Annotated in this window: 21 protein-coding genes; 3 read left to right on the top strand and 18 right to left on the bottom strand. The window is 65.6% G+C overall.

Annotation, left to right across the window (positions count from 1 at the left end):
• Nucleotides 1-24: 24 nt before the first annotated feature.
• Nucleotides 25-1,803 (top strand): cation:proton antiporter domain-containing protein, encoded by a 1,779-nt coding sequence (locus O6Y00_RS19080; protein ID WP_353444139.1) that lies wholly within the window; start codon nucleotides 25-27, stop codon nucleotides 1,801-1,803.
• Between the two features lie 386 nt (nucleotides 1,804-2,189).
• Here O6Y00_RS19080 and rutA read toward each other — a convergent pair whose 3' ends face one another.
• From rutA to dnaE, 6 genes are all read right to left on the bottom strand, one after another.
• Nucleotides 2,190-3,263 (bottom strand): pyrimidine utilization protein A, encoded by a 1,074-nt coding sequence (gene rutA / locus O6Y00_RS19085; RefSeq protein ID WP_353444140.1) that lies wholly within the window; start codon nucleotides 3,261-3,263, stop codon nucleotides 2,190-2,192.
• A gap of 9 nt (nucleotides 3,264-3,272) precedes the next feature.
• Nucleotides 3,273-4,061 carry a pyrimidine utilization protein D gene (gene rutD / locus O6Y00_RS19090; protein ID WP_353444141.1) on the bottom strand — a complete coding sequence of 263 codons (789 nt, stop codon included), beginning with the start codon at nucleotides 4,059-4,061 and terminating at the stop codon, nucleotides 3,273-3,275.
• The gene (gene rutC / locus O6Y00_RS19095; protein WP_121886636.1) at nucleotides 4,061-4,444 is read right to left on the bottom strand and encodes a pyrimidine utilization protein C; all 384 of its coding nucleotides are present in this window, start codon (nucleotides 4,442-4,444) and stop codon (nucleotides 4,061-4,063) included. The genes rutD and rutC overlap by 1 nt, the downstream gene beginning before the upstream one ends.
• 112 nt (nucleotides 4,445-4,556) lie before the next feature.
• Nucleotides 4,557-5,285: a pyrimidine utilization protein B gene (gene rutB, locus O6Y00_RS19100; protein ID WP_353444142.1), complete on the bottom strand. Its 729-nt coding sequence runs from the start codon at nucleotides 5,283-5,285 to the stop codon at nucleotides 4,557-4,559.
• A 182-nt stretch (nucleotides 5,286-5,467) separates the two neighbouring features.
• Nucleotides 5,468-7,060 (bottom strand): long-chain fatty acid--CoA ligase, encoded by a 1,593-nt coding sequence (locus tag O6Y00_RS19105; RefSeq protein ID WP_353444143.1) that lies wholly within the window; start codon nucleotides 7,058-7,060, stop codon nucleotides 5,468-5,470.
• Between the two features lie 18 nt (nucleotides 7,061-7,078).
• Nucleotides 7,079-10,603, bottom strand: a complete 3,525-nt coding sequence (gene dnaE, locus O6Y00_RS19110; RefSeq protein ID WP_435368651.1) for a DNA polymerase III subunit alpha — start codon at nucleotides 10,601-10,603, stop codon at nucleotides 7,079-7,081.
• A gap of 151 nt (nucleotides 10,604-10,754) precedes the next feature.
• On the opposite strand from dnaE, the gene O6Y00_RS19115 reads away from it, so the two are divergent.
• Nucleotides 10,755-11,342 carry an HdeD family acid-resistance protein gene (locus tag O6Y00_RS19115; protein ID WP_353444145.1) on the top strand — a complete coding sequence of 196 codons (588 nt, stop codon included), beginning with the start codon at nucleotides 10,755-10,757 and terminating at the stop codon, nucleotides 11,340-11,342.
• A 54-nt stretch (nucleotides 11,343-11,396) separates the two neighbouring features.
• Here the strand turns inward: O6Y00_RS19115 and O6Y00_RS19120 are convergent, their stop codons facing one another.
• The 11 genes from O6Y00_RS19120 to O6Y00_RS19170 all read right to left on the bottom strand — a co-directional run bounded on the left by O6Y00_RS19120 (nucleotide 11,397) and on the right by O6Y00_RS19170 (nucleotide 21,976).
• Nucleotides 11,397-12,251 carry a pirin family protein gene (locus O6Y00_RS19120; RefSeq protein ID WP_353444146.1) on the bottom strand — a complete coding sequence of 285 codons (855 nt, stop codon included), beginning with the start codon at nucleotides 12,249-12,251 and terminating at the stop codon, nucleotides 11,397-11,399.
• Nucleotide 12,252: 1 nt separating this feature from the next.
• Nucleotides 12,253-12,825 carry an NADPH-dependent FMN reductase gene (locus O6Y00_RS19125; protein ID WP_353444147.1) on the bottom strand — a complete coding sequence of 191 codons (573 nt, stop codon included), beginning with the start codon at nucleotides 12,823-12,825 and terminating at the stop codon, nucleotides 12,253-12,255.
• Nucleotides 12,826-13,027: 202 nt separating this feature from the next.
• Nucleotides 13,028-13,822, bottom strand: coding sequence for a DODA-type extradiol aromatic ring-opening family dioxygenase (locus O6Y00_RS19130; protein WP_353444148.1), 795 nt, complete (start codon nucleotides 13,820-13,822; stop codon nucleotides 13,028-13,030).
• Nucleotides 13,823-13,898: 76 nt separating this feature from the next.
• Nucleotides 13,899-14,966: a spore photoproduct lyase family protein gene (locus tag O6Y00_RS19135; RefSeq protein WP_353444149.1), complete on the bottom strand. Its 1,068-nt coding sequence runs from the start codon at nucleotides 14,964-14,966 to the stop codon at nucleotides 13,899-13,901.
• 36 nt (nucleotides 14,967-15,002) lie between these two features.
• Nucleotides 15,003-15,536, bottom strand: coding sequence for a response regulator transcription factor (locus O6Y00_RS19140; RefSeq protein WP_056490014.1), 534 nt, complete (start codon nucleotides 15,534-15,536; stop codon nucleotides 15,003-15,005).
• Between the two features lie 187 nt (nucleotides 15,537-15,723).
• On the bottom strand, nucleotides 15,724-17,052 hold the full coding sequence (locus tag O6Y00_RS19145; protein WP_435368652.1) for an ATP-binding protein: 1,329 nt from the start codon (nucleotides 17,050-17,052) through the stop codon (nucleotides 15,724-15,726).
• Nucleotides 17,049-17,771, bottom strand: a complete 723-nt coding sequence (locus tag O6Y00_RS19150) for an SURF1 family protein (RefSeq protein WP_353444150.1) — start codon at nucleotides 17,769-17,771, stop codon at nucleotides 17,049-17,051. Before O6Y00_RS19150 ends, O6Y00_RS19145 begins: the two co-directional genes overlap by 4 nt.
• Complete coding sequence (cyoD, locus tag O6Y00_RS19155) at nucleotides 17,771-18,145, bottom strand: cytochrome o ubiquinol oxidase subunit IV (RefSeq protein WP_332756165.1); 375 nt, start codon at nucleotides 18,143-18,145, stop codon at nucleotides 17,771-17,773. Before cyoD ends, O6Y00_RS19150 begins: the two co-directional genes overlap by 1 nt.
• Entirely contained in the window at nucleotides 18,142-18,780 is a 639-nt protein-coding gene (cyoC, locus tag O6Y00_RS19160) for a cytochrome o ubiquinol oxidase subunit III (RefSeq protein WP_353444151.1), read from the bottom strand. The genes cyoD and cyoC overlap by 4 nt, the downstream gene beginning before the upstream one ends.
• 4 nt (nucleotides 18,781-18,784) lie before the next feature.
• On the bottom strand, nucleotides 18,785-20,785 hold the full coding sequence (cyoB, locus tag O6Y00_RS19165) for a cytochrome o ubiquinol oxidase subunit I (RefSeq protein ID WP_353444152.1): 2,001 nt from the start codon (nucleotides 20,783-20,785) through the stop codon (nucleotides 18,785-18,787).
• A gap of 9 nt (nucleotides 20,786-20,794) precedes the next feature.
• On the bottom strand, nucleotides 20,795-21,976 hold the full coding sequence (locus tag O6Y00_RS19170; protein ID WP_353444218.1) for a ubiquinol oxidase subunit II: 1,182 nt from the start codon (nucleotides 21,974-21,976) through the stop codon (nucleotides 20,795-20,797).
• A gap of 273 nt (nucleotides 21,977-22,249) precedes the next feature.
• On the opposite strand from O6Y00_RS19170, the gene O6Y00_RS19175 reads away from it, so the two are divergent.
• Entirely contained in the window at nucleotides 22,250-23,581 is a 1,332-nt protein-coding gene (locus tag O6Y00_RS19175) for an MFS transporter (RefSeq protein ID WP_353444153.1), read from the top strand.
• A 302-nt stretch (nucleotides 23,582-23,883) separates the two neighbouring features.
• Here the strand turns inward: O6Y00_RS19175 and O6Y00_RS19180 are convergent, their stop codons facing one another.
• A complete protein-coding gene (locus tag O6Y00_RS19180) occupies nucleotides 23,884-25,080 on the bottom strand; it encodes an MFS transporter (RefSeq protein ID WP_353444154.1) in 1,197 nt (398 codons plus the stop codon).
• Nucleotides 25,081-25,096 lie beyond the last annotated feature (16 nt).

Below are 25,096 nucleotides of genomic sequence, written 5' to 3' on the forward strand. Positions count from 1 at the left end.
GCCGACTGTGCCTAGGGTTCAGTCATGGCATTACGGCTCGACAATCAGGGTTTCAGCGACGCGCTCGTCATTCTTGGCGCGGCGGGGCTGGTCATTCCAGCGTTCGCGCGATTTCGGGTCAGCCCGGTCATCGGGTTCATCCTCGTCGGATTGCTCGTGGGTCCGGCGGGGCTTGGCTCGCTGACCGATTCGGCACCTTGGCTCTATTACCTGACGATCTCGAACCCGGAGGCGATCGAGCCTTTTGCCGAGTTCGGCATCATCCTGCTGTTGTTCTCGATCGGGCTAGAACTCTCGTTCAAGCGCCTGTGGTCGATGAAGCGGCTCGTGTTCGGAACCGGCGCGGCCGAATTGATCGGCTCGGCGCTGATCATCGGGACCGCGCTGCACTTCATCGGGCAGGAATGGGCGGGCGCAATCGGGCTTGGTTTTGCGCTCGCGCTCTCGTCGACCGCACTGGTACTGCCGCTCGTCGGGACTACCGGCGCGGTCGGCAGGGGCGCGTTCGCGATGCTGTTGTTCGAGGATCTTGCGCTCGTGCCGATCATCTTCGTGCTGGGCGCGCTGGCCCCGACCGCCAGCGCGGACGGTTGGTCCAACGTTGCCGGCGTCGCGTTGCGCGGCAGCCTTACAGTCATTGCAATGTATGTCGGGGGGCGGGTTGTCCTCCCCCGCCTGTTCGGGCAGGCCGCGCGGACCAAGAGCCCGGAGTTGTTCCTTGCCGCGTCGCTGCTGGTGGTGATCGTTGCAAGCGTCGCGACCACCGCTGCCGGGCTGTCGCCGATCGTCGGCGCGCTGCTGGCGGGGCTGCTGATCGCCGAGACAGAGTATCACAGCGAGGTCGAAGTGATCACCGCGCCATTCAAGGGGCTTGCGCTCGGCGTGTTCCTGATCACCGTCGGGATGAGCCTCGACCTGCGGCTGATCGCGCAGAACTGGCCGTCTCTGCTGCTCGCGGTGACCGGCGTGGTGGCTGTCAAAGCGATCGTGACGTTCCTGTTCCTGCGTGTCGCCAATTCGCGGCGCGGCGTCGCGGCGGAGACGGGGCTGTTGATGGGCAGTCCGTCCGAGACGACGCTGATCGTGCTCGCTACCGCCGCGCAGGCGCAGTTGATCCTGCCGTCGACCGCGTCGTTCTGGCAGACCGTGACTGCGATCGGGCTGACGATCACGCCGTTGCTGGCAAAGCTCGGCCGCACTGTCTCGCGCCAACTGGAGATCCGTTCCGTTGCCGATGCGGGCAACGTCGAGATCGACGACGATGGTCCCGGCACCGTCGTGATCGGCTTCGGCCGCGTCGGCCGGATGGTCGCGGACATGCTCGCCGTCCACGGACAGAAATACGTCGCAGTCGAGGCGGATATCGATGCGGTCGAGGCCGCGCGAACGCAGGGGCATCCGGTGCTGTTCGGCGACGTGGCGCGGGCGGAACTTGTGGATCGGCTGAAGCTGCATACCGCCAAGGCGCTCATCCTGACGATGGACGATCCGGTGCTGACGGTGCGGCTGGCGCGGCGGGTTCGGGCTCTGGCGCCGGATTTGCCGATCGTGGCGCGTGCGCGGGATACGGCGCATGCGGCGGAACTGTACCGGGCTGGTGTTACGGATGCGGTGCCGGAGACGCTGGAGAGTTCGTTGCAGCTGGCGGAGGCGGTGTTGGTTGATCTTGGGGTGGCGATGGGCCCGGTGATCGCCTCGATCCATGAGAAGCGGGATGAGCTTCGGCAGGAGATCAAGGCGGCGGCAGACATGATTGTCGAGCCGCGGATCAGGAAGGCGAAGCGGACGCCTCGAGCGGTTTGACGCTTACCGGTTCGTAAACAGGCTGTTCTCCCGCGAAGGCGGGAGTCCAGTCTGGGGCCCCGCCTTCGCGGGGGAACAAGCTTTGGTAGGTTCCTTGAGAGGTGGCATCCTCAGATGGAGGCAGGGCTTCGTAACCTCCTCGGCGGAGGCCGGGGTCCAAGTGGAAAGGTGGTCGTAACGGAGCGCTGCCCTCCATTATCTTCGTTCCCCAATTGGGCCCCGGCCTTCGCCGGGGTAGTGGTCGCGCGGTGATCGCTTCGTCACGCGCGCCCTCCTCTTGCCCTCACCCTTTCCACGGCGAGGATGCCACGGGGCACTTCCCTCTCCCGACGGGAGAGGGCGAGGCAAAAGAAGGTTGGGGCGGGTTAGGCCAGCAAGCGGCCACTTCAGCTTGGGACGACACCCACGCGGCTCTTCATCAGCGGCTGGATACGCGTCCCAAATGCTTCCACCCCCTCCAAGAAGTCGTCGAAGGTCAGGAGGACGCCACCGGTGTTGGGGACGGCCGCCATCTCGTCGAGCATCCGCGCGACGCTTTCGTACGAGCCGACCAGCGTGCCCATGTTGATGTTGACCGCGCCTTCGGGGGCGGCGAGCTGGCGGACGTTGGTGTCCGTGTTGTGCGTGTCCTTGGCACCCTGATCGATCAGCCAGGCGATCGCGTCGACGTCGACGCCAGCGTTATAGTGTTTCCACTTCGCCATCGCCTCGTCGTCGGTTTCGGCGGCGATGATCATGATCAGGACGAAGATCTGAACGTCGCGGCCGGTCTTCGCGGTCGCGACGGCCAGCCTGTCGTTGTTGAACGCGAATGCGGTCGGCGTGTTGACGCCCTTCCCCAGGCAGAACGCGTAGTCGGCCCACTTGGCGGAGAACGCCAAGCCGTCTTCAGACGATCCGGCGCAGATGATCTTCATGTCGCCGGTCGGCTTTGGCCAGACGCGGCAGTCGGTCATCTGGTAATAGTCGCCCTTGAAGTCAGACGTTCCATCCTCCCACAGTTCGCGGAGGATGTGCGCGTATTCGTCGAGCATCGTGTAGCGATTGCGGAAATGTTCGTCGCCGGGCCACATCCCCATCTGCGTATATTCGGGCGGCTGCCAGCCGGTGATGAGGTTGAGGCCGAACCGCCCGTGGCTGATCGAATCGATCGTGTTGCACATCCGCGCGGCGTAGGCGGGCGGGACGAGCAGCGTGGCGCAGGTCGCGTAGATCTTGATTTTCTCGGTGACGGCGGCGAGCCCGGCCATCAGCGTGAAGCTCTCCAGCCCGTAATCCCAGAACTTGGTCTTACCGCCGAACCCGCGCAGCTTGATCATCGAGAGCAGGAAATCGAGGCCGTGCTTCTCGGCGGCCTGCGCGATCGCCTTGTTGAGGTCGAAGCTCGGTTTGTATTGCGGCGCGTTTTCGCTGATCAGCCAGCCATTGTTGTTGATGGGCACGAAGACGCCGACCTGCATATGCCGCTCCTATTCGCCGTCGAGCCAGTCGAGCAGCCACATGTTGAAATGTTCCGCGCGCGTCACGTTGCACGCGTGCGCCCCTGCCGCCATCCGCGCAAGCTGGGCGCCCGGGATGCCGGCGGCGAGCTTTTCTGAGGCGGACGGCGGCACGAGCATGTCATCGTCAGACGCGACCAGTAGTGTCGGCACGCGGATCTCGTCGAGCCGGCCGGCGATGTTGAACCGCCGGACCGCGGCGACGCGTCGCTGAATCATCTCCGCGCCGGGGAAATGCGCGAGCATCGCCTCCTCCTCGTCCTGGATCCGGTCGTGATGGTCCGAAATCCATTGCGGCGGGTAGAGGAACAGCGGTTGTGCGTGGAGGTATGCGCGGGGGCCACTGTCTTTCAGCAGCGCGAGCCGGGTATCGAAGCAGCGCGCGGTATGCGGGTCGAGCTTGGCCCAGCCGTTGATGACGACGAGACGTTCGAGCCGTTCGGGTGCGGACAGCGCGAGCGCGAGGCCGATATGGCCGCCAAGCGCGTGGCCGATAAAGGTGCAGCTCTCGAGCCCGATCGCGTCCATGAGCGCGACGACGTCGGCGGCCATTGCGTCGACGGTCAGGTCGCCGGGGACGTGGGCGTCGGAGCGGCCGGTGCCGCGGTGGTCGTAGGTGATGACGCGGTGACCGGCGCCGAGGGCTGCGAGGTTCGGCTGCCAATAGCTACCCGAACCGCCGAGGCCGCTCGACAAGAGGATCGCGGGGCCGTCGGGCTGGCCGTGTTCCTCCCAATGGGTGCCGCCTGCGATCCCCATCAAGCGAGGTGGGCGATGCTGGCGATCTCGACGAGGCAGTCGGGCTTCACGAGGTCTGTCTTGATGCAGTAGCGCGCGGGCTTGGGGCCGGGGAAATACTCGGCGTAGACCGTGTTGAAGGCGGCGTAGTCGGCAAGGTCCTTCAGGAAGATGTGGTTGAAGGCGACGTCGGCCAGCGTCGCGCCGGCGGCCTCGAGCGTGGTCTTGATGGTGTCGAGGATGGCGCGGGTTTGGGCTGCGGCGTCGCCGACGTGGAGGACCGTGCCGCCTTCGCCCAGTGCCAGCACGCCCGAGACGTAGACCGTGTTGCCGGCCTTCGCGGCGGCCGAATAGGGGGCGATGGGGGTCGGGAACTGGGGCGGGTTGATGGCTTCGAACGGCATCTGCTTTCCTTTCAAGTCATCGCCGTTCCCCCGCGGAGGCGGGGGTCCAGGGTTGCGGGCGGTAGCGTTCGTGATTCCTGGGCTCCCGCGTTCGCGAGGGAACAAGGAAGGGTCACTTCGGCAACTGCCCGAACGAACCGCAGAAATCGCCGACGGTGCTGACCCAGCCGAAGAACTTCTCGACGTTGTAGACGGTCGCTTCCTGCATCTCGGGCGGGCCGAGGTGGTGCGTCGCGTCCTCCAGCATCACGCCGAAATATTCGAGGTGGAAGCCGTCGCGCAGCGTGCTCTCGACGCAGACGTTGGTGGCGATGCCGACGAAGACGATGTTGCGGATACCGCGACTGCGCAGGATGCTATCGAGCTGCGAATTGAAGAATGCGCTGTAGCGGGTTTTGTGGACGCGGATGTCGCCGGATTGGGGAGCGAGCGCGTCGACGATCTCATAGTCCCAGCCGCCGCGGGCAAGGAACTGGCCTTGGAGTTCGGGGCGCGCGCGCATTGTTTTCAGCGCGTTGGACTTGTGCCAGTTGGGCGAGCCGGGGCCGCCGGCCTCTACATAGTCGGGGTCCCAGCCGTTCTGGAGGAACACGACCGGCATTTTCGCCACGCGGGCGGTGTCGAGGACCTTGGCGATCCGGGCGATGGTGCCGGCCGAGCCGGCGATGTCGAAGCCCGCCGTGTCGACGTAGCCACCGGGGGAGGCGTAGGCGTTCTGCATGTCGATGACGACGACCGCGGTTTCCGCGGGGTCGAGACGGAGCGATTCCGGCCGTGCGGGCAGCGTGACGGCGTTCGCCTCGTTCGCGCCGCTACGGATGATCGGGGTGGCCTCGGTCATTGTGACAAGCTCGCTGGATCGCGGGAATTGTGCAAGTGCGAAATGGAGGGCGCCGCGTGGCGTATTCTCCACCCTCCCTGGAAGGGAGGGGGTTGGGGGTGGGTCGGGTTCCGTATCAGGAGACGTTGCACCACGAGCAGGCCGACCCACCCCCGGCCCCTCCCTTTCAGGGAGGGGGGAAGTCAGGCGGTCGCCAGCGCGAAATCCTTGAAGCGTTCGCGGAGGGCGGTCTTGAGCAGCTTGCCCGTCGCGGTGTGCGGCAGGTCTTCGACGAAGACGATCGCGTCGGGGAGCCACCATTTGGCGACGTGCTTGGCCAAGTGATCGAGGATAGCCTGTTCGGTGACCTCGCTGCCCGGCTTGCGGACGACCAGCAGCAGCGGGCGCTCGTCCCATTTGGGGTGATAGATGCCGATCGCCGCCGCCTCCGCGACGCCGGAGCAGCCTACCGCGGCGTTCTCCAGGTCGACCGAGCTGATCCATTCGCCGCCGGACTTGATGACGTCCTTCGAGCGGTCGGTGATCTGCATCGTGCCGTCTGCGTGCAGCATCGCGACGTCGCCGGTGTCGAACCAGCCTTCACCGTCGACTGCGTCCTCGTCGGCGCCGAAATAGCGTTGCACGACCCAGGGGCCCCTAACCTGCAACCGGCCGGCGATCGAGCCGTCGCGGGGGAGGACGACGCCCTCGTCGTCGATGATGCGGAGTTCTATGCCGAAGGGGACGCTGCCTTGCTTGCCGACGAGGTCGAGTTTTTCGTCATGCGTCATGTCTTCCCAGTGCGGCGGGTTGAAGCCCGCGGTGCCGATCGGCGAGGTCTCGGTCATTCCCCAGAGGTGTTTCACCGTGGCGCCCATGCCCATGATCCGCTCGATCATCGCGCGCGGCGCTGCCGAGCCGCCGATCGTGACCTGCCTCAGGTGGCGCGGCGCGTCGCCCGACGCGTCCATGTGGCCGAACATGGCGAGCCAGACGGTCGGCACGCCGGCGGAGTGCGTCACCTTCTCGTCGTTCATCAGCCGGCACAGCACGGCGGGATCGTTGACTGCGGAATAGACCACTTTCGCCCCCGACAGCGCGCAGGCGAACGGCAGGCCCCAGGCGGCGGCATGGAACATCGGCACGACCGGCAGCACCACGGCGTTCGGCGAGAGATCGAACACCCACGGCGCGACCTCGGCCATCGCGTGGATCAGCGTCGAGCGGTGCGTGTAGAGCACACCTTTCGGATTGCCCGTGGTGCCGCTGGTGTAGCAGAGCATGCATGGCTCGCGCTCGGGGCCTTCGACCCACTCGTAATCGCCGTCTTCCGCGTCGAGCATGGCCTGGAAACCGTCCGGACCGAGGTCATCGAAGCAGATATAGTGGCGGATGCTGGTCCACTGCGCGCGAAGGCGATCGACGAGCGGCTGGAACGCCTTGTCGTAGAGCATCACGCGGTCTTCGGCGTGATTGGCGATGTAGACGAGCTGCTCGTCGAACAGCCGCGGGTTGATCGTATGGATCACGCCGCCCATGCCGATCGTGCCGTACCAAGCGACGAGGTGGTGCGCGTGGTTCATGGCCAGCGTCGCGACCCGGTCACCGGGCGCTACGCCGAGCTTTTCGAGCGCTTGGGCCAGCTTGCGGGCGTCTCGGGAAATGCCGGCCCAGTTGGTGCGGGTCTCGCGACCGTCGGCCCAGTAGCTGACGAGTTCCCGGCGCCCGTGTTCGCGGGCCGCATGGTCGATCAGGCGGGGAACACGAAGCTCGAAATCCTGCATTCCACCCAGCATTCATGCTCTCCCAAGCTGTTAACCGACCAGAGCGAGCCTCGTTTCCGAGGTCTTCATCTCCACCTTGGCGACACCGTGCAACGACTCGATGTGCTCGACAAGCTCTCCGTCGAGCAGGAAGTCACGACCCAGCAGGATGCAGACCTCGCCGTCGGGCAGTTCCGCACGCACGCGAACCTCGCCGCGCGCGCCGCGGTGTTCGGCAAGCAGTGAGGCGAGGCCTGCGAACGCGGTCATCTCGGAGATCGTCACGACCACCTGGAAGCGCGCGAGGTTGGCGAGGCCTTCGAACGGCTGGATGCGCTTGATGCTGACGCGGGGCGTGTCCTCGCCGGGCTTGCGGTCGAGTTCGACGGTGATCAGCCCGCAGCCGCCGGCCTTTGCCGCCTCTTCGAGATCCTTCGAGACCTGGTCGTCGAAGCAGGTCGCCATGAACTGGCCGCTGGCGTCGGAGCATTGCGCCATCATGAAGCGCTTGCCACGCGCGGAGGTGCGGTAGCGTGCGTCCTCGACCAGCACCGCCATCGTCGCGCCGGCGCGGCTGCCGTCGTCGGGGATGTTGAGTTCGGACAGCGCGGTGTAGGCGCGGGCGCCGTGGCTGACCGCGATGTGGCGGTGGCGATCGACCGGGTGCGCGGAGAAATAGAAGCCGAACGCTTCCTTCTCCTGGTCCATGCGCTGGCTGAGCGTCCAGCGGACCGAGGGGGGAAGCTTGATCGCGTCGCCTGCGGGCTCGGCGTCACCGAACAGGCCGCCCTGCCCGCTGGTCTTCTGTTCGTGCGTGCGCGCGGCGATCGCGAGGATCGTCTCGGCGGTGGCGTGGATACCGGCGCGATTCTGGTCGAGGCCGTCGAACGCGCCGGCGGCGGCGAGCGTCTCGAGCTGGCGCTTGTTGAGGAGGCGCGGGTCGACGCGCTTGGCGAGGTCGTCGAGGCCGGCGAACGGGCCGTTCTGGACGCGCTCGACGATGAGCTTTTCCATCGCGCCTTCGCCAACGCTCTTCAAAGCCCCTAGTGCATATCGCACCGCTAGATTGTTTCCCCGCGAAGGCGGGGACCCAGTCTGGGCACCCGCCTTCGCGGGTGAGCAAGCTTCTGGTTCGGGCACGAGTTCGACGTCGGGCAGAACCTCGACGTCGAACTCCGCCTGACTCGCGTTGATGCAGGGCGGCAGCGCCGTGATTCCGAGACGGCGCATGTCGTCGGTGAAGATCGCGAGCTTATCGGTCTGGTGAAGGTCGTAGCACATCGACGCTGCGAAGAATTCGTGCGGGTGGTGCGCCTTCAGCCACGCGGTCTGGTACGCCAGCAGCGCATAGGCGGCCGCGTGGCTCTTGTTGAAACCATAGCCGGCGAACTTGTCGATCAAGTCGAACAGCGCGTTCGCCTCGGCCTTCTTGATGCCGTTGACGCTCAGGCAACCCTCGACGAACCCCGCGCGCTGCGCGTCCATCTCGGCCTTCACCTTCTTGCCCATCGCGCGACGCAACAGATCCGCGCCACCGAGCGAGAAGCCGGCCAGGACCTGCGCCGCCTGCATGACCTGTTCCTGGTAAACGAAGATCCCGTAGGTCTCCGACAGGATCGGTTCGAGCAGCGGGTGCGGGTAGTCGATCGCCTCGGTGCCGTTCTTGCGGCGGCCGAACGACGGGATGTTGTCCATCGGGCCCGGTCGGTACAGCGACACGAGCGCGATGATGTCGCCGAAATTGGATGGGCGTACCGCGGACAGCGTGCGGCGCATGCCCTCCGACTCGAGCTGGAACACGCCGACCGTGTCGCCCTTTTGCAGGAGCGCGTACACGCCGGTGTCGTCCCATTCGAGCGCATCGAGATCGACCGTCACGCCGCGCTTGGCGAGCAGTTGCACTGCCTTCTGGAGCACCGACAGCGTCTTCAGCCCGAGGAAATCGAACTTCACGAGGCCGGCACCCTCGACATATTTCATGTCGAACTGGGTGACGGGCATGTCGGACCGAGGGTCGCGATAGAGCGGGACGAGCTGCGCCAAGGGCCGATCACCGATTACCACGCCAGCGGCGTGCGTCGACGAGTGGCGCGGCAGGCCTTCCAGCTTCATCGCCAGATCGAGCAGTTTCCGGACGCCGTTGTCGTTGGCGTATTCCTTGGCCAGTTCGCCGACGCCGTTGAGCGCACGCTCCAGCGTCCAGGGGTCGGTCGGGTGGTTCGGGACCAGTTTCGCGAGACGATCGATCTGGCCGTAGCTCATCTGCAGCACGCGGCCGGTGTCCTTGAGCACGGCGCGCGCCTTCAGCTTCCCGAAGGTGATGATCTGCGCGACCTGATCGCGGCCGTATTTCTCCTGGACGTAGCGGATCACCTCGCCGCGGCGGGTTTCGCAGAAATCGATGTCGAAATCGGGCATCGAAACGCGTTCCGGATTCAGGAAGCGCTCGAACAGCAGGCCGAGCTTGATCGGATCCAAGTCCGTGATCGTCAGCGACCAGGCAACGACCGAGCCTGCGCCCGAGCCGCGGCCCGGGCCAACCGGGATGTCGTGGTCCTTCGCCCATTTGATGAAGTCCGCGACGATCAGGAAGTATCCGGGGAAGCCCATCTGGACGATCACGTCGACCTCGAACGCGAGGCGCTTGCGGTAGACTTCGCGCCAGCCGTCCTCTCCTTCACCGTGGAGTTCGGTGATGCGGGCGAGGCGTGCTTCGAGGCCGGCTTCGGCGTCGTCGCGGAGGAGCTTCGCCTCGCCCTCGATATCGCCGGCGAGGCTTGGGAGGATCGGTTTGCGGTACGGCGCCATCACCGCGCAGCGCTGTGCGACGACCAAGGTGTTCGCGATCGCCTCGGGCAGGTCGGCGAACATCTCGTGCATCACCGGCGCGGGCTTCATCCAGGCCTCGGGGCAGCTGCGGATGCGGTCCTCGGTCTCGACATAGGTCGAGTGCGCGATGCAGAGCATGGCGTCGTGCGCGTCTCCGAATGCGCTCTCGGTAAAGCAGCACGGGTTGGTCGCGACGAGCGGCAGGTTGCGCTCGTAGGCGATGTCGATGAGGTCGTTTTCGGCGGCCATCTCGGTGGCGTCGTTGCGACGGGACAGCTCGATGTAGAGGCGGTCGCCGAACAGGCCTTGCAAGCGGTCGAGATACGCGCGGGCACGGTCGGGCTGGCCTTCCGCGAACAGCCGGGCGAGACCGCCCTCGCCGCCTGCGGTTAACGCGATCAGGCCGTCGGTGTGGCGTTCGAGCGCGGCGAAATCGACGTGCGCGGGCATCTCGATCGGGCGATCGAGATGCGCCATCGAGACGAGTGCGCAGAGGTTGTCGTAGCCGGTCATGGTCTGCGCATAGAGCGCGAGCCAGTCGAACTGCGTCGCGACGCCGTCGGGCATGTCGGGGCGGCCGACGCCGAGCATGACGCCGATGATCGGCTGGACCCCGTCCTTCTTGGCGGCGTCAGAATACGCCATCGCCGCGTAGAGCCCGTTGCGATCGGTCAGCGCGGCGGCGGGGAAGCCCAAGGCGCGCGCTTGCTTGGCGATCGCTTTCGGATCGATGGCGCCGTCGAGCATGGTGTAGCAGGAGAAAACGCGAAGGGGGACGTAACCGGAATGCATCTACCAGAGGTAGGCGCTGCGGCGTGATTCGACCAGCCGGGATGAGTCCGATCGGAACCGCGGACACGACGAGCCGTTGCGGCGGGGACTTCTGGGAGCATTTCTTATGACCGATCCACGCGGGCGTTTTGCCGATACCGAAACCACAGCGGCGGGGACGCCGCGCGCGGGCGCCGGCTGGGGGTGGATCCTGGCGTATGGCGTGCTGTCGGTGGTGCTCGGGATCATGGCGTTCGCCTCTCCGTTTTCCGCAACCTATGCCGCGACTCTGGTGATCGGGGCGTTCTTCATTGCCGCCGGGATCGTGTCGATCGTGTCGGGGTTGGCCGGCAAGGGGCATGAGGGGCGCGGCTATGCGATCGGGTTCGGACTGGTGTCGCTCGTGATCGGGCTGATCATGGCGTTCGAACCGGCGACGGGGGCGATCTCGCTGACGTTGCTGATTGCGGTTTGGCTTTGTTTGCGTGGGGCGCTGGAGATCGGGCTAGGGGCGCGGTTTCGGCGTGGCAAGGGGCTCATGATTGCGCTGGGCGTGGTGAACATCGTGCTGGCGGTGATCGTGTTGGCAACGCTGCCTTGGTCGGCGTTGACGTTGCCGGGGTATGTTTTGGGGATCAGCTTCTTGTTTGGTGGGGTGACTTCGGTTGCGTCGGCACTTGCGCATAAGAAAGGCGCGCCGGCATTTTCGGTTTGAGCACATCGATACAGTGAGCGCCCGCCGTCGGTCCACCGCCCCCTCGGGATTGGTTCACGGCAACCTTGGCGGGTTGCCGAACAGGCCGGCGTTATAGTCCTCGATCGCGCGGACGATCTCTTCGCGGGTGTTCATGACGAAGGGGCCGTGGGAGACGACAGGTTCGCCGATCGGGTCAGCGTGACCGTAGAGAATCGTCGCGGGGGCTTCGGTCTCAACAGTGATGGTGTCGCCCTCGTTGCCGAATGTGGCGAGGTGGTGCGGCTTGATCGGGGTACCGTTGGCCGTGGGGGCGCCGGCGACGACGTAGAAGAAGACCGCGCGGCCGGTTGGGGCTGGCAGGTCGAGCTTGGCGCCGGCTTCGAGTTCGATCGTCATCATCGCGACGTCGGTCAGGGATTCGAACGGGCCCTGTCGTCCGGCAAATGTGCCGGAGATCAGGTTCACGGTGCCGCCATCGACCGGGATCGCGGGAATGTCCTCGCGCTGGAGGCCGGTATAGGCGGGCTTGGTCATCTTGAGGCGGCCGGGGAGATTGACCCAGAGTTGCAGGATCTCCAGCGGGCCGCCGTCGCGCTTGAACGACGCAGGCGATATTTCCGCGTGGATCAAGCCCGAGCCCGCGGTCATCCACTGGATGCCGCCCGCGCGGATGATGCTTTCGTGGCCGCCGCTGTCGAGATGCGCCATCTCGCCCTCGAGGATGAAGCTCACCGTCTCGAAGCCGCGGTGCGGGTGCGGGCCGAACGGGAGGCCGCTATTGCCGGGGCGATAGGTCTGGGGGCCGTGATGGTTGAGGAACAGGAACGGATCGACCTGCGGCAGGCCGGGGCCCGGTAGCGGGCGTCGTGTCACCAGGTCGGCGATGTCGTCGCGCTGGGCGGGATACTGGTTGAGGACGTGGCGCATGTCAGGAGGCCTCGCGGTCGGCGGTGGTGGGCCGCGCGATGTCGGCGAGCAGGTCGTCGATGCCGGCCACGAGGAAGTCGAGCGTGCGCTGGTCGGTGAGGCGACCATCGGCGATCTTGTCGTGGACCGCGCCGACGACGGCTTGGGGGCGCAGGACGGTGCGCGCGCCGATCGAGGCCAGCGTCTCGTTCAGTTGCGCGTGCGCACGCGCGCCGCCGACTGCGCCGGGCGACGCGGTGAGCGTGAAGACGGGCTTGCCCGTGAGCGTCGCCTTGCCGTGCGGGCGCGAGGCCCAGTCGAGCGCGTTCTTCAGGACGCCGGACATGCCGTGGTTGTATTCGGGGGAGGCGATGACGATCCCGTCGGCCGCGCCGATTGCCGCGCGGAGGGCTGCAACGGCGGCGGGGGGCGTGTCGGTGTCGGCGTCTTCGTCGTAGAGCGGGACGTCGTTCAGCGCGAAGACTGTCAGCGCGGCCTTGTCGGTGATCGCTTCGCCAAGCGTGGTCAGGATCGCCGTATTGTACGAGCCGCGGCGCAGGCTGCCTGAGATCGCGAGCAGGACGGGAAGGGCCATGGGAATTCCTTTGTAGCGAAATGGAAGTTCGGCGTTTGGGTAAAGCGATTTGAAAACAGCTCTGTCACCCCGGACTGGTTCCGGGGTCCACGGCCCCGCAAACCAAATTCCATCGAGCGTGCGGCACGGTGGATGCCGGAACGAGCCCGGCATGACGAAAAATTACGCTACACGGGTACACCAAAGATGATTTTCATCGGCCTTAGTTGAAGCGGTAGCCGGAGATTGCGGTTTGCAGGACGTGCTCGCTGTAGTTTTGCACGCCGGGCTGATCGGAAGCGCCGGCGGCGACCATCAGCGGGAGGAGATGCTCTTCGCGGGGGTGCGAGAGGCGGCCGGCGGGGGCTTCAGCCCAGCCGGCTAGCGCTGCCGCTCGGGCGGTCGGTTCGGACTCGACCGCGGCGGTCAGCCATTGGTCGAAGGCTTCGGACGGTGCGGTGAAGCGGGGGTCGCCGTAGCCGCGCATGTTGTGGAAGCTCATGCCCGAGCCGACGATCAGGACGCCTTGGTCCCGCAGCGGGGCGAGCGCGCGGCCGGCGGCGGCGTGCAACGTAGGGTCGAGATCGCGGTCGACCGACATCTCGACGACCGGGATGTCGGCGTCGGGGAACGCGACCTTCATCGGGATGAAGACGCCGTGGTCGAGACCGCGCGTCGGGTCCACGGTGGCGGTCAGGCCGGCTTCGCGGAGCAGGCCGGCGGCGCGGGTGGCCAAGGCTGGGTCACCGGGCGCATCGTAGCGCAACTCGTAGGTATGCGCCGGGAAGCCGCCGTAATCGTAGATAAGCGGCGGCGTCGCGGCGCCGGTGAACGCGAAGCCGCGCGTTTCCCAGTGGCTGGAGACGACGAGGATCGCCTTGGGCTTTTCGGGCAGCGAGGCGGCGATCGACCGGAGGTACGCGGCCATGCCGGTCCAGTTCCCTGCGGGGTCGTCCATAAAGAAACAAGGCCCGCCACCGTGCGGGATGAAGAGCGTGGGCTGGTGGATGTTTGTCATGGTTTCGAGGTAGGCGGCGGTGGCAGCGATCGGAAGGCCGCTAATGGCAACGCTACGTTGCCGGTTGGCGCGGCGGTCAGGTCCAGTACAGGATACGGGTCTGCGGAAGCTTGGCCGCGATCTCGTCCTGGAAGAAGCTGCGGAGCGCGCGCATCGTGTCGGCGTCGTAGACGTATTTCACCGAGCCGAACTTGGTACGTTTCTCGGTGCGGTTGGCCATGCTGAGGTCGAGCGACGAGCCGGGGTACCAGGTTTCGAGCACCGCCTTCGATCCGGGGGTGTAGCGGTGGGTGATCAGTTCGATCGTCACGTCGGGAACGTCGGCGAGCACCTTGCCTGCCTCTGCGAGCAGTTCGCCATACGCCTCGCGCCAGCCTTCGGCGGCGATGATCGGCGCGACCGTCAGGCCGATCTTGTAGCCCGCGTCCGCCATTTTCCGTAGCGCCACCAGCCGGGCGGCGACGGGGCTCGTGCCGCCCTCGAAGCGTGCATAGGCGGCGGGGTTGATCGAGGCACGCATGCGGGTGCGGCCGCGGTGGTCGAGACCCAGCAATGGCTCGACCGCGTCGAACTTGGTGGTGAAGCGCAGTTGCACGTCCGCCTCCCACGCGCCGAAATACGCGATCAGGGCGGAGAGCGATCCGGTGACGTGCTCGATGCCGAGCGGGTCGGTGTAGCAGGACGCCTCGAACGTCGTGCCTTCGTGCGCGCGGGCGGTCGAGCGCGACGTGACGGTGCCCTGGCCGAGGTGCGCGGGGAGTTCGGCGAGGATCTCGGGCAGGTTTGCGTAGATGCGCGTGATCGGCGGGCCTTTCAGCGAGCCGGCGAGGTAGCAATAGCCGCAATGCGCGGGGCAGCCTTCGGCGAGGTCGATCCGCCAGTCCGCGCTGGGGGCGATCGGCTGGAGCTTGCGCTTCGAGGGTGGCGCGACGACCAGCGCGAGCGTCGCCTTGGCTTCCGCATAGGCGCGGCGGGAGTCGTCGGGGAAGTCAAGCTTGAGGCGGTCGCTCGGTAGCGTCGTGACAGGTACGCCAAGCCCGGTTGCACGCGCGGCGATCTCGGCACCGTGCTCCCAGGTCAGCGCGGACGGGGTCGCGAGCAGGCGCTTCGGCTGCCAGAGACGCGAGGGTTTGGGCACTGGCATCGAACGACAACGCGCGCCTTCGGCGAAGCGTTGCGGCTATTTTACCGGGCGTTTCTCGAGCTTTCGCGCAAGCGTGCGGCGGTGCATGCCGAGGCGGCGTGCGGTCTCCGAAATGTTGAAGTCGGTTTCGGCGAGCGTGGTGTGGATGCGCTCCCATTCGAGCGTCTTGATCGAGGTCGGGCGCTCGGAGAGTTCGGTGTCGACGCTGCCCTCGGTGCGGTCGAACGCGGCTTCGATGTCGTCGGTGTTCGAGGGTTTGACGAGGTAGTGCGACGCGCCGAGCTTGATCGCCTCGACCGCGGTGGCGATGCTGGCGAAGCCGGTGAGGACGACGACGAGAATCTCGGGGTCGTGCGCGTGGAGCGTCTGAACGCAGACCAGGCCGGACGCGCCGCCCAGCTTGAGGTCGACGACCGCGTAACGGGGCGTGCGCTCGGCCAGTTGCTCGACGAGTTCTTCGTGGCTCGCGGCCTGCATCACCTCGTAGCCGCGACGTTCGAACGAGCGACGAAGCGTGCGGGCGAAGGTCTCGTCGTCCTCCACGATGGCGAGGAGTTTGGGTTCTGTCATTTGGGTCGCACCGATCCGACGCGCGTGTTTGGACAACGGTTGTCCCAAACCACTCCGTCACCCCGGACTGGTTCCGGGGTCCACGGTTCCGCAAACCGCAGTCTCTCGATTTTGCGGCACGGTGGATGCCGGAACAAGCCCGGCATGACGGAAGCCTTAGCTCGAACCGACTGTCGATCCGTACCTATCATGACAACGCGATCGCGGAGAGGGGCATGCGGATCGTGACTTCGGCGCCGCCGCCTTCGCAATTCACGACCGACACGCCGCCGCCGAGCTTGCGCATGACGTTGACGGCGAGGAACAGGCCTAGACCGTGGCCGGGTTCGCGCTTGCTCGATTGGTAGGGTTTGCCGAAACTGGCGAGGCGTTCGTCGCTGAAGCCGGGGCCGCGGTCGCGGACGATCAGTGCGAGGTCGCCGTCGGTGCGTTCGCCGCGGAAGGCGACCCAGTGCGGCGAGGCTTCGGCGGCGTTGTCGAGCACGTTGGCGATCACCTGTTTGAGCGCGGGGTCGGAGACGACCTGCGGATCGTCGCCGACTCGGGTGGTATAGTCGAATTCGACGCCGGCGTGGACCGCGCGCCATTCATCGACGATTCCGTCGAGGAACTGGTGGAGCGGCATGATCTCGGGTGCCTCGCCGCGCGCTTCGCCGGCCGAGAGCAGGATGCCGGTGACGATCGCCTTGCAGCGCTGGACCTCGGATTGCATCTCGACGATCTCCGCCTGGAGGTCAGCGTCCTGCGCGAGCGTTGGCATGCGGCGCCAGTCGGCTAGGATCACGGCTATCGATGCGAGTGGCGTGCCGAGTTCGTGCGCGGCGCCGGATGCCAGAAGTCCCATGCGAACGATGTGATCCTCCTCCGCAGCCTGCTGGCGAAGGTCGGCAAGGCGCGTGTCGCGGGCGCGCAAGTTTCCGGTGATGCGGGTCATGAACAGCATCAGCAGCGTCGCGATCAGCATGAAGCAGAGCAGCGAGCCGATCGTGTACAGAACGAAATACTCCCCGCTGTAGGCGGGGGGCAGGATCAGCGGACGGTAATAGAGCGTGAGCACGCCGAAACAGGCGGCGGTTACGACGACGATCGCCCAACTCGACCAGCGATCGAGCAGCACTGCGCCGAGCACGACGTGGAGCAGATAGAGCGAGATGAACGGGTTGGTCGCGCCGCCCGCCAGATAGAGCTGTGTAGTAAGCAGGCCGACGTCGAACAGGAGCGCGAGCAGGAGCTGGATGTTCGCGCCCTTGCGCCAGCCGTAGAGCGGCATGCTGACGAGGTTGAGGCCGACACCCGCCGCCAGCGCCGCGAGCATCGGCACCATCGGCAGGTCGAAGCCGAGCGCGAACCGAGCGAACAATATCGTGACGAACTGGCCGGCGACGGCGATCCAGCGCAGCGTGACGAGCTGGCGCATGTTGGCGTTGCCGGTCGCGTCGGTGCGGGCTGTGGCGAGCGCGAGCCAGCGCTGCCAGCTCTGTCGTGCCACCCCCTGCCCCGCCATTGACGACATCATGTGTCGATCGCCCCCCGCCGCTTGCGCGCATCCTGCCGCACGAACACGACGAACGCGACGATCGTCATCGCGGCGAGTGCGAACCAGGTCAGCATGTAGACGAGGTGGTTGTTCGGGAAGGCGATGATCGTCAGGCCGCCGACGGGGGCGGCGGTGCCGGACTTGTCCGCGTCGACGAAATAGGGTGCTACGTTCGAGAGGCCACGCGCGCTGGCGATCGCATCGACATCGCGCGAATACCATTTGCCGGTGGCGGGGTCGTTGTGGCGCAGGAAGCCGCCACCGGGCTCGGTGATGCGGAGATAGCCGGTGATCGTGACCGGGCCGTCGGGCTTGGTATGCGCGACGCGCTGCTCGGGCGAGACGTAGCCGCGGTTGACGAGGACGGTGAAGCCTTGGGCGGTCCGCAAGGGGGTCACGACCCAATAACCACTACCGAGCGCGGTTGCCGCGCGGACCAGCGTTTCGCGAGTATTGTCGAGGGTGCCGTCGAGGCGGATGCGACGATAGGCGTCGGTGGTGGCGGTGATCGCGCCCCAGGACGCTGGCCCCGGTGGGGCGACCGGCGCGGCGTGTGCACGCGCCGCGACCTGTTCGATCAGGTTGAGCTTCCAGTTGCGGCGCTCGACCTGCCAGATACCGAGCGCCATGAACCCGGCGAACAGCAGCAGCGCGACCAGGCCTGCGACGTAGACGGCAGGGCCCGGTCGCGTCTTCATCACATGTCTGCCGCGGCCTGCATCGGCATCATGTTCGTGTTCATATGGTACATCACCCAGATCGATCCGCTGAGGGTGATGACGACGAGGATGATCGTGAAGATCAGCGCCATCATCGTCCAGCCGCCCTCCGACTTGCCGCTCATGTGCAGGAAGTAGATCATGTGGACGACGATCTGCGCGACCGCGAACACCATCACGACGAGTGCGGCGGTCGACGGATCCTTGAACGCGCCGGTCATGACGGCCCAGAACGGGATCGCGGTCAGGATGACCGAGAGGAAGAACCCCTTGAGGTAGCTGCCACGCGTGCCGTGGGCAGCGTGGTCGTGATCCGCATGCGCGTCATGCGTGTTGGCGTGGGGGTCGCTCATCGTAGGGTGCCCATCAGATAGACGAAGGTGAAGACGCCGATCCAGATGACGTCGAGGAAATGCCAGAACATGCTGAGGCACATCAGGCGGCGCTTGTTCGCGGCGATCAGGCCGTGCTTCTGGACCTGCACCATCAGCGTGACGAGCCAGATCAGGCCCATCGTGACGTGGAGGCCGTGCGTGCCGACCAGCGTGAAGAACGACGACAGGAAAGCGCTGCGGGTTGGGCCCGCACCCTCATGGATGAGGTTGGCGAACTCGTACATTTCGATCGACAGGAACGCGAGGCCGAACAGGCCGGTGAAGACCAGCCACATCTGCATGACGCGCTGGCGACCTTCCTCCATCGACAGCATCGCGAAGCCGTAGGTGATCGACGAGAACAACAGCATCGCGGTGTTCACCGCCACCAGCGGCAGCTCGAAGATCTCCTTCGGGCTGGGACCGCCGGCATAGCTGTTGCCGAGCACGGCATAGGCCGCGAACAGCACCGCGAAGATGAGGCAATCGCTCATCAGGTACATCCAGAATCCCAGCATCGTGCTGCTGCCTTCCGGATGCTCGAGCTCGTCCAGCTCGTAGAACGAGACCTTCTCGGTCTCGTTCAGGCCGTCCTTCATGGGTATTGCGGACATCGCGTCAGGCTCCCTGGGTCGCGAGCTGGCGGGTGCGCGCGTCCTCGCTGGCGATCACGTCCTCGACCGGGATGTGGAAGTCGCGCTTGTAGTTGAAGGTATGGAAGATCGTCGTCGCGAAGATACCGACCAGCGTCAGCCCGGCGAGCCACCAGATGTACCAGATCATCGCGAACCCGAACGCCACGCTGAGGCCGGCGAGCACGACGCCCGTGCCGGTGCCGCTCGGCATGTGGATCGACTTGAAGCCGGTCACAGGCCGCTCGTGCTTGCGCTCCTTCATGTCGTACCAGGCGTCCAGGTCGTGGACGATCGGCGTGAACGCGAAGTTGTACTCCGGTGGCGGCGACGAGGTCGCCCACTCCAGCGTACGGCCACCCCAGGGATCGCCGCTGTGATCTGCCAGCGCTTCGCGGTTGCGGATGCTGACGAAGATCTGGAGCAGGAAGGCACCGATGCCGGCTGCGATCAGGGCTGCACCGAAGGCGGCGATGACGAACCAGATCTGCAGGTTCGGATCGTCGAAATAGCGCATCCGGCGGGTGACGCCCATCAGGCCGAGCACGTAGAGCGGCATGAACGCGAAGTAGAAGCCGACCACCCAGCACCAGAACGATACCGTGCCCCACTTCTTGTCCAGCTTGAAGCCGAACGCCTTCGGGAACCAGTAGTTGATGCCGGCGAACATGCCGAACAGCGTGCCGCCGATGATCACGTTATGGAAATGCGCGACCAGGAACAACGAGTTGTGCAGCACGAAGTCGGCTGGCGGCACCGCGAGCAGCACGCCGGTCATGCCGCCGATCGTGAAGGTCACCATGAAGGCGATCGTCCACATCATCGGCAGTTCGAACCGGATCCGGCCCTTGTACATCGTGAACAGCCAGTTGAAGATCTTTGCCCCTGTCGGGATCGAGATGATCATCGTGGTGATGCCAAAGAACGAGTTCACGCTCGCGCCAGAGCCCATCGTGAAGAAGTGGTGCAGCCAGACGAGGTAGGCGAGGATCGTGATGACGAGCGTCGCATAGACCATCGAGCTGTAGCCGAAGAGGCGCTTGCCCGAGAAGGTCGAGGTGACCTCCGAGAAGATGCCGAACGCCGGCAGGACCAGAATGTAGACCTCGGGGTGACCCCAGATCCAGATCAGGTTGACGTACATCATCGGGTTACCGCCCGAATCGTTCGTGAAGAACGCGGTGCCGATGTAGCGGTCGAGCGACAGCATCGCGAGCACCGCGGTCAGCACCGGGAAGGCGGCGACGATCAGGATGTTGGTGCAGAGCGACGTCCAGGTGAAGATCGGCATCTTCATCATGGTCATGCCGGGCGCGCGCATCTTGACGATGGTCGCGACCAGATTGACGCCCGATAGCAACGTCCCGATGCCCGCGATCTGCAAGGCCCAGATATAATAGTCGACACCGACGTCTGGCGAATACGCCAACCCTGAGAGGGGCGGCATTGCGAGCCAGCCGGTCCGCGCGAACTCACCGATGAACAGCGACATCATGACGATCACGGCACCGGCCGTGGTCATCCAGAAGCTGAAATTGTTGAGGAACGGGAACGACACGTCGCGCGCACCGATCTGGAGCGGGACGACATAGTTCATCAGACCCGTGACCATCGGCATCGCCACGAAGAAGATCATGATCACGCCGTGCGCGGTGAAGACCTGATCGTAGTGGTGCGCGGTCAGGTAGCCTTCGGACCCGTTGAACGCCATCGCCTGCTGCGCGCGCATCATGATCGCGTCGGAGAACCCGCGCAGCAGCATGACGATCGCGAGGATCATGTACATGATGCCGATCTTCTTGTGATCGACGCTCGTGAACCACTGGTTCCAGAGATAGCCCCAGACCTTGAAGTAAGTCAGCGCTGCGACGAGCCCGAGCCCGCCGATCGCCACCATCGCGAAGGTGGCGACGACGATCGGCTCGTGCAGCGGCAGCGACTCCAGGGTCAGGCGGCCGAAGATAGTCTTCAACAGTGTGTCGTTCATGATGGTTCTCTAGCCGTTCGCGACGGGGCGCGTGCCCGGCTGTGTGGAGGGGGTCAACATCGTGTGATTGCGGTTGGACTGCGAGCCGGGCGCGCTGTTGGCGCCGTCCTGTTTTATGTCGGCCGGCGCGGTCCAGTGGTTGCCGCTTCCCTTTTCGTTCGCGTCCTTCATCAAGGCGCCCTTGACGCGCTCGGACGAATCCTGCGGGCCCTTGCCACCGTTGACGCCCGGCATCGCCATGCCGGCGTGCGAGTCCCCCCCGCCTTTGCCGCCGTGCATCATCTGCGACATGCAGACCTTGCCGGGCTGGACGCACTGCTCAACGACGAGCTTGAACATGTTCGGCTCGACCGCATTGTAGTAGCGAACCGGGACCTTCTCGCTTGGCTTCTCCAGCTGGAGATAGCTTGCGCGGTTCAGACCGCCGCCACGCTGCTTGACCTGGTTGATCCAGGCATCGAAGCCAGCGTCGCTGACGCCGTGGAAGCGGAAGCGCATCCCCGAGAAGCCCGCGCCGCTATAGTTGGACGAGAAGCCCTCATAGTTGCCGGGCTTGTTGATCACCGCGTTCAGCGTCGTCTGCATACCGGGCATCGTGTAGATCATGCCGGCGAGCGCCGGGATGTAGAACGCGTTCATCACCGACGACGAGGTCATCGAGAACCGGATCGGACGATCGACCGGTGCAGCCAGTTCGTTGACCGTGGCGATGCCGTATTCCGGATAGATGAACAGCCACTTCCAATCGAGCGCGACGACCTGAACCTCGAGCGGCTTGCCGGCGCCGTTCGGACCGTTGCCCGCCTGCTGCTTGTCGACCAGATTGCCGACCGGCACGTTGTTCGCGAGCGTCGGGGAATCAGGCTTGATCCGGCCAAGCGGGCGATACGGATCGAGCAGATGCGTGCTGGTCCAGGTCAGCGCGCCGAGCGCGATGATAATCAGCAGCGGGATGCCCCAGATCAACAGCTCGAGCCCAACCGAGTGATCCCAGTTCGGTTCGTACTTGGCCGCCTTGTTCGACTGGCGATACCGGAACGCGAAGAACAGCGTGAGGCAGATCACCGGCACGATGATCAGCAGCATCAACCCGGTCGAGATCAACACCAGGTCGCGCTGCTGCACTGCGATATCGCCGGATGGCGACATCACTACCCAGTCGCAACCGCTGGTGAGCAGTGCCAAGGGCATGGCCACCAACCATTTTCGAGCCGAGATTTTGGTGCGGGAAAGCTGTGTCACGACGGTCATTCGGTCCCCCTACGCCTCGGTTGCGCTGCGCTACAGTGGACAATTTGTCCAATGGGCGCTGCACTGCAACATCGGCATGGTTTTATTGTCACCCTGGGTAGCATAGATCACCCCTGCCCGCATTGGGCGCGGGAGATCGGCGCGGAATATATCTGCCCGCATCCGCCGGAACAGCGTATCATCGGGTTCGCGCCCTGAAGAGCGAGTTGAAGAATGAGTGCAAATACAGTCCCCGAGACGAGCTTCGAAGCCGACGCTCGCAGTATCCACAGCGACGGCGAGCACGTCACGCCCGGCGTGATCGCGATCGGCGTGGTGATCGGCCGCACCTCGGAATTCTTCGACTTCTTCGTGTACGCGATCGCCTCGGTGCTCGTGTTCCCGACCTTGGTCTTCCCGTATGTCGACCGGTTGCAGGGCACGCTCTATTCGTTCGCCGTGTTCGCGTTGGCGTTCATCGCCCGCCCGATCGGTTCGATCATCTTCATCGCAGTCGACCGCGCCTATGGCCGCAGCGTCAAGCTGACGATCTCGCTGTTCCTGCTTGGCACCTCGACCGTCGCGATGGGGTTCATCCCGAGCTATGATTCGGTGGGCAACTGGTCGGTCGCGATCCTCGCGCTGCTCCGTATCGGCCAGGGCATCGCGCTTGGCGGTGCCTGGGATGGCCTTGCTTCGCTGCTGTCGCTGAACTCGCCCGAGAAGCATCGCGGCTGGTACGCGATGCTGCCGCAGCTGGGCGCGCCGATCGGCCTGCTGGTCGCGAGCGGCCTGTTCGCGTTCTTTGTGGCCGCGCTGCCGACCGAGGATTTCTTCGCCTGGGGCTGGCGCTATCCGTTCTTTGTCGCGTTCGCGATCAACGTCGTTGCGCTGTTCGCGCGCCTTCGCCTGGTGGTGACGCCCGAGTTCGAAGAGATGTACGCCAAGCGCGAGCTCGAGCCTGCACCGGTGATCGAGACCGTGCAGTCGCAGTGGAAGGCGATCTGGCTCGGCTCGTTCGTCCCGCTCGCGAGCTTCGCGCTGTTCCACATGGTCACGGTGTTCCCGTTGTCGTGGGTCGTGCTGTTCACGCGTGAATCTGCAGGTCGCTTCCTGGTGGTCGAGGTGATCGGTGCGGTGATCGGCATCGGCGCGATGTTGGTGTCAGGGCTGCTCGCAGACCGGTTCGGGCGTCGAACGATGCTGGGCACGATCGCGGTGCTGATCGCGCTGTTCGCGATCGCCGCACCGAAGCTGCTCGATGGCGGCGACGTCGGCGAGCGCCTGTTCATGGGCATCGGCTTCCTGCTGTTCGGCCTGTCGTTCGGTCAGTCCTCGGGCGCGATCGCCTCGAGCCTGTCGCCGCAGCATCGTTACACGGGCTCGGCGCTGACGACCGATCTGGCGTGGCTGTTCGGTGCCGGGTTTGCGCCGCTGGCGGCACTGTTGCTGACGAGCAAGCTGGGTCTGGCGGCGAGCGGCGCGTACCTGTTCTCGGGCGCGGTGTTCACGCTGATCGCGCTGGGTCTGAACAAGCAGCTCGCCAAGCGCGACATCGCGCGGTGATTGGTCGGGGCTGAGGGGCGGAGCGATCGGCCCCCCTCCGCACCCACGAACATCACACGAACTGAAGAGCACCACCCCGGCGAAGGCCGGGGCCCAATTGGCAAGGCTGCAGTAACGGAGCGCTGCCGCTAGTTAGCACCGTCCCCAATTGGGCCCCGGCCTCCGCCGGGGTGGTAGTGGTTAGGAGGGCGCGGGCGCCCTACCAGACCGTTCCCCCGCGAAGGCGGGGGTCCAGGAGCCACGAGCGCCGCCGCCTGTTACCCTGGGCTCCCGCTTTCGCGGGAGAACAGGGGGGGGACAGTTCAGACTTTCCGGCGATCCAGCCCCCAGGACACCGCCCAGATCACAAACCCGCCAAGAGCCAGCGCCGTCCCGACCCACCCGGTCGACGGCAACCCATACCCACCCGCGATCGCCAGCCCGCCAAGCCAAGGCCCAAGCGCATTGGCCGTATTGAACGCGGAATGATTGAGCGCCGCAGCCAAGGTCTGCGCCTCCTCCGCGACATCCATCAGCCGCGTCTGCAGGATCGTCGAGAGCCCGCCGCCGCACCCGATCAACACCACAACCGGCAACATCGCCCAAAGATGCTGCGTCGCCGGCGCGTAGAGCGCGAGCGCGCCTGCCCCGAACAGCAACGTGATCCCCGCCGCCGGCATCAGCGCGACGTCCGCCGCCTTCGCGCAGACCAAAGTGCCGATCGTCATCCCGACGCCGAACAGCGCGAACGCCACCGGAGTGAACGCCGATGAAACGCCGGTGACCTCGGTCAGCGTCGAGGCGAGATAGGTGTAGACGCAAAAGATCCCGCCGAACCCGACCGCACCGATCGCCAGCGTGAGCCAAACCTGCCCGTTGCGCAGTGCCGCGAGTTCCCCGAGCGGGCTTGCATCCTTGGCGGGGCGCAGGACCGGCGCGAACCGAAACAGCATCGCCACCGTGGCGGCCGCGATGATCGCGACGATCCCGAAGCCCCATCGCCAGCCGAACCACTGGCCGATGCCATTCGCCAACGGCACGCCCGCGATCGTCGCGATCGTCAGCCCGAGCATCATCCGCGACACCGCGCGCGACCGCTTCTCGCGCGGCACCATCGACGCCGCGACCAGCGATCCGACCCCGAAATACGCGCCATGCGGCAAGCCGCTCAGGAACCGGGCTAGCAGCATCAGGTGATAGGTCGGCGCGAGCGCGGACAGCCCGTTGGCGATTCCGAGGAACGTCATCAACCCGATCAGCAACACCCGCCGCTCGATCTTCGCCGCCAATACCGCGATCGTCGGCGCACCGACGACGACGCCAAGCGCATAGGCGCTGATGACATGCCCCGCGGTTGGCTCGTCGATCCCGAGCCCGCGTGCGAACTGCGGCAACAGGCTCATCGCCGCGAACTCGGTGGTTCCGATCGCGAAGCCGCCTACCGCGAGCGCGAGCAATGCGAGCCGCGCGTTGACCTGAGGAGCGGCGGAGTCGGCAACGGTTTGGTCGGTATCGATCATCGGGGTTATTTCGCAG

Origin of the sequence: Sphingomonas faeni (assembly GCF_040407565.1) — a bacterium.
Classification (GTDB): domain Bacteria; phylum Pseudomonadota; class Alphaproteobacteria; order Sphingomonadales; family Sphingomonadaceae; genus Sphingomonas; species Sphingomonas faeni_F.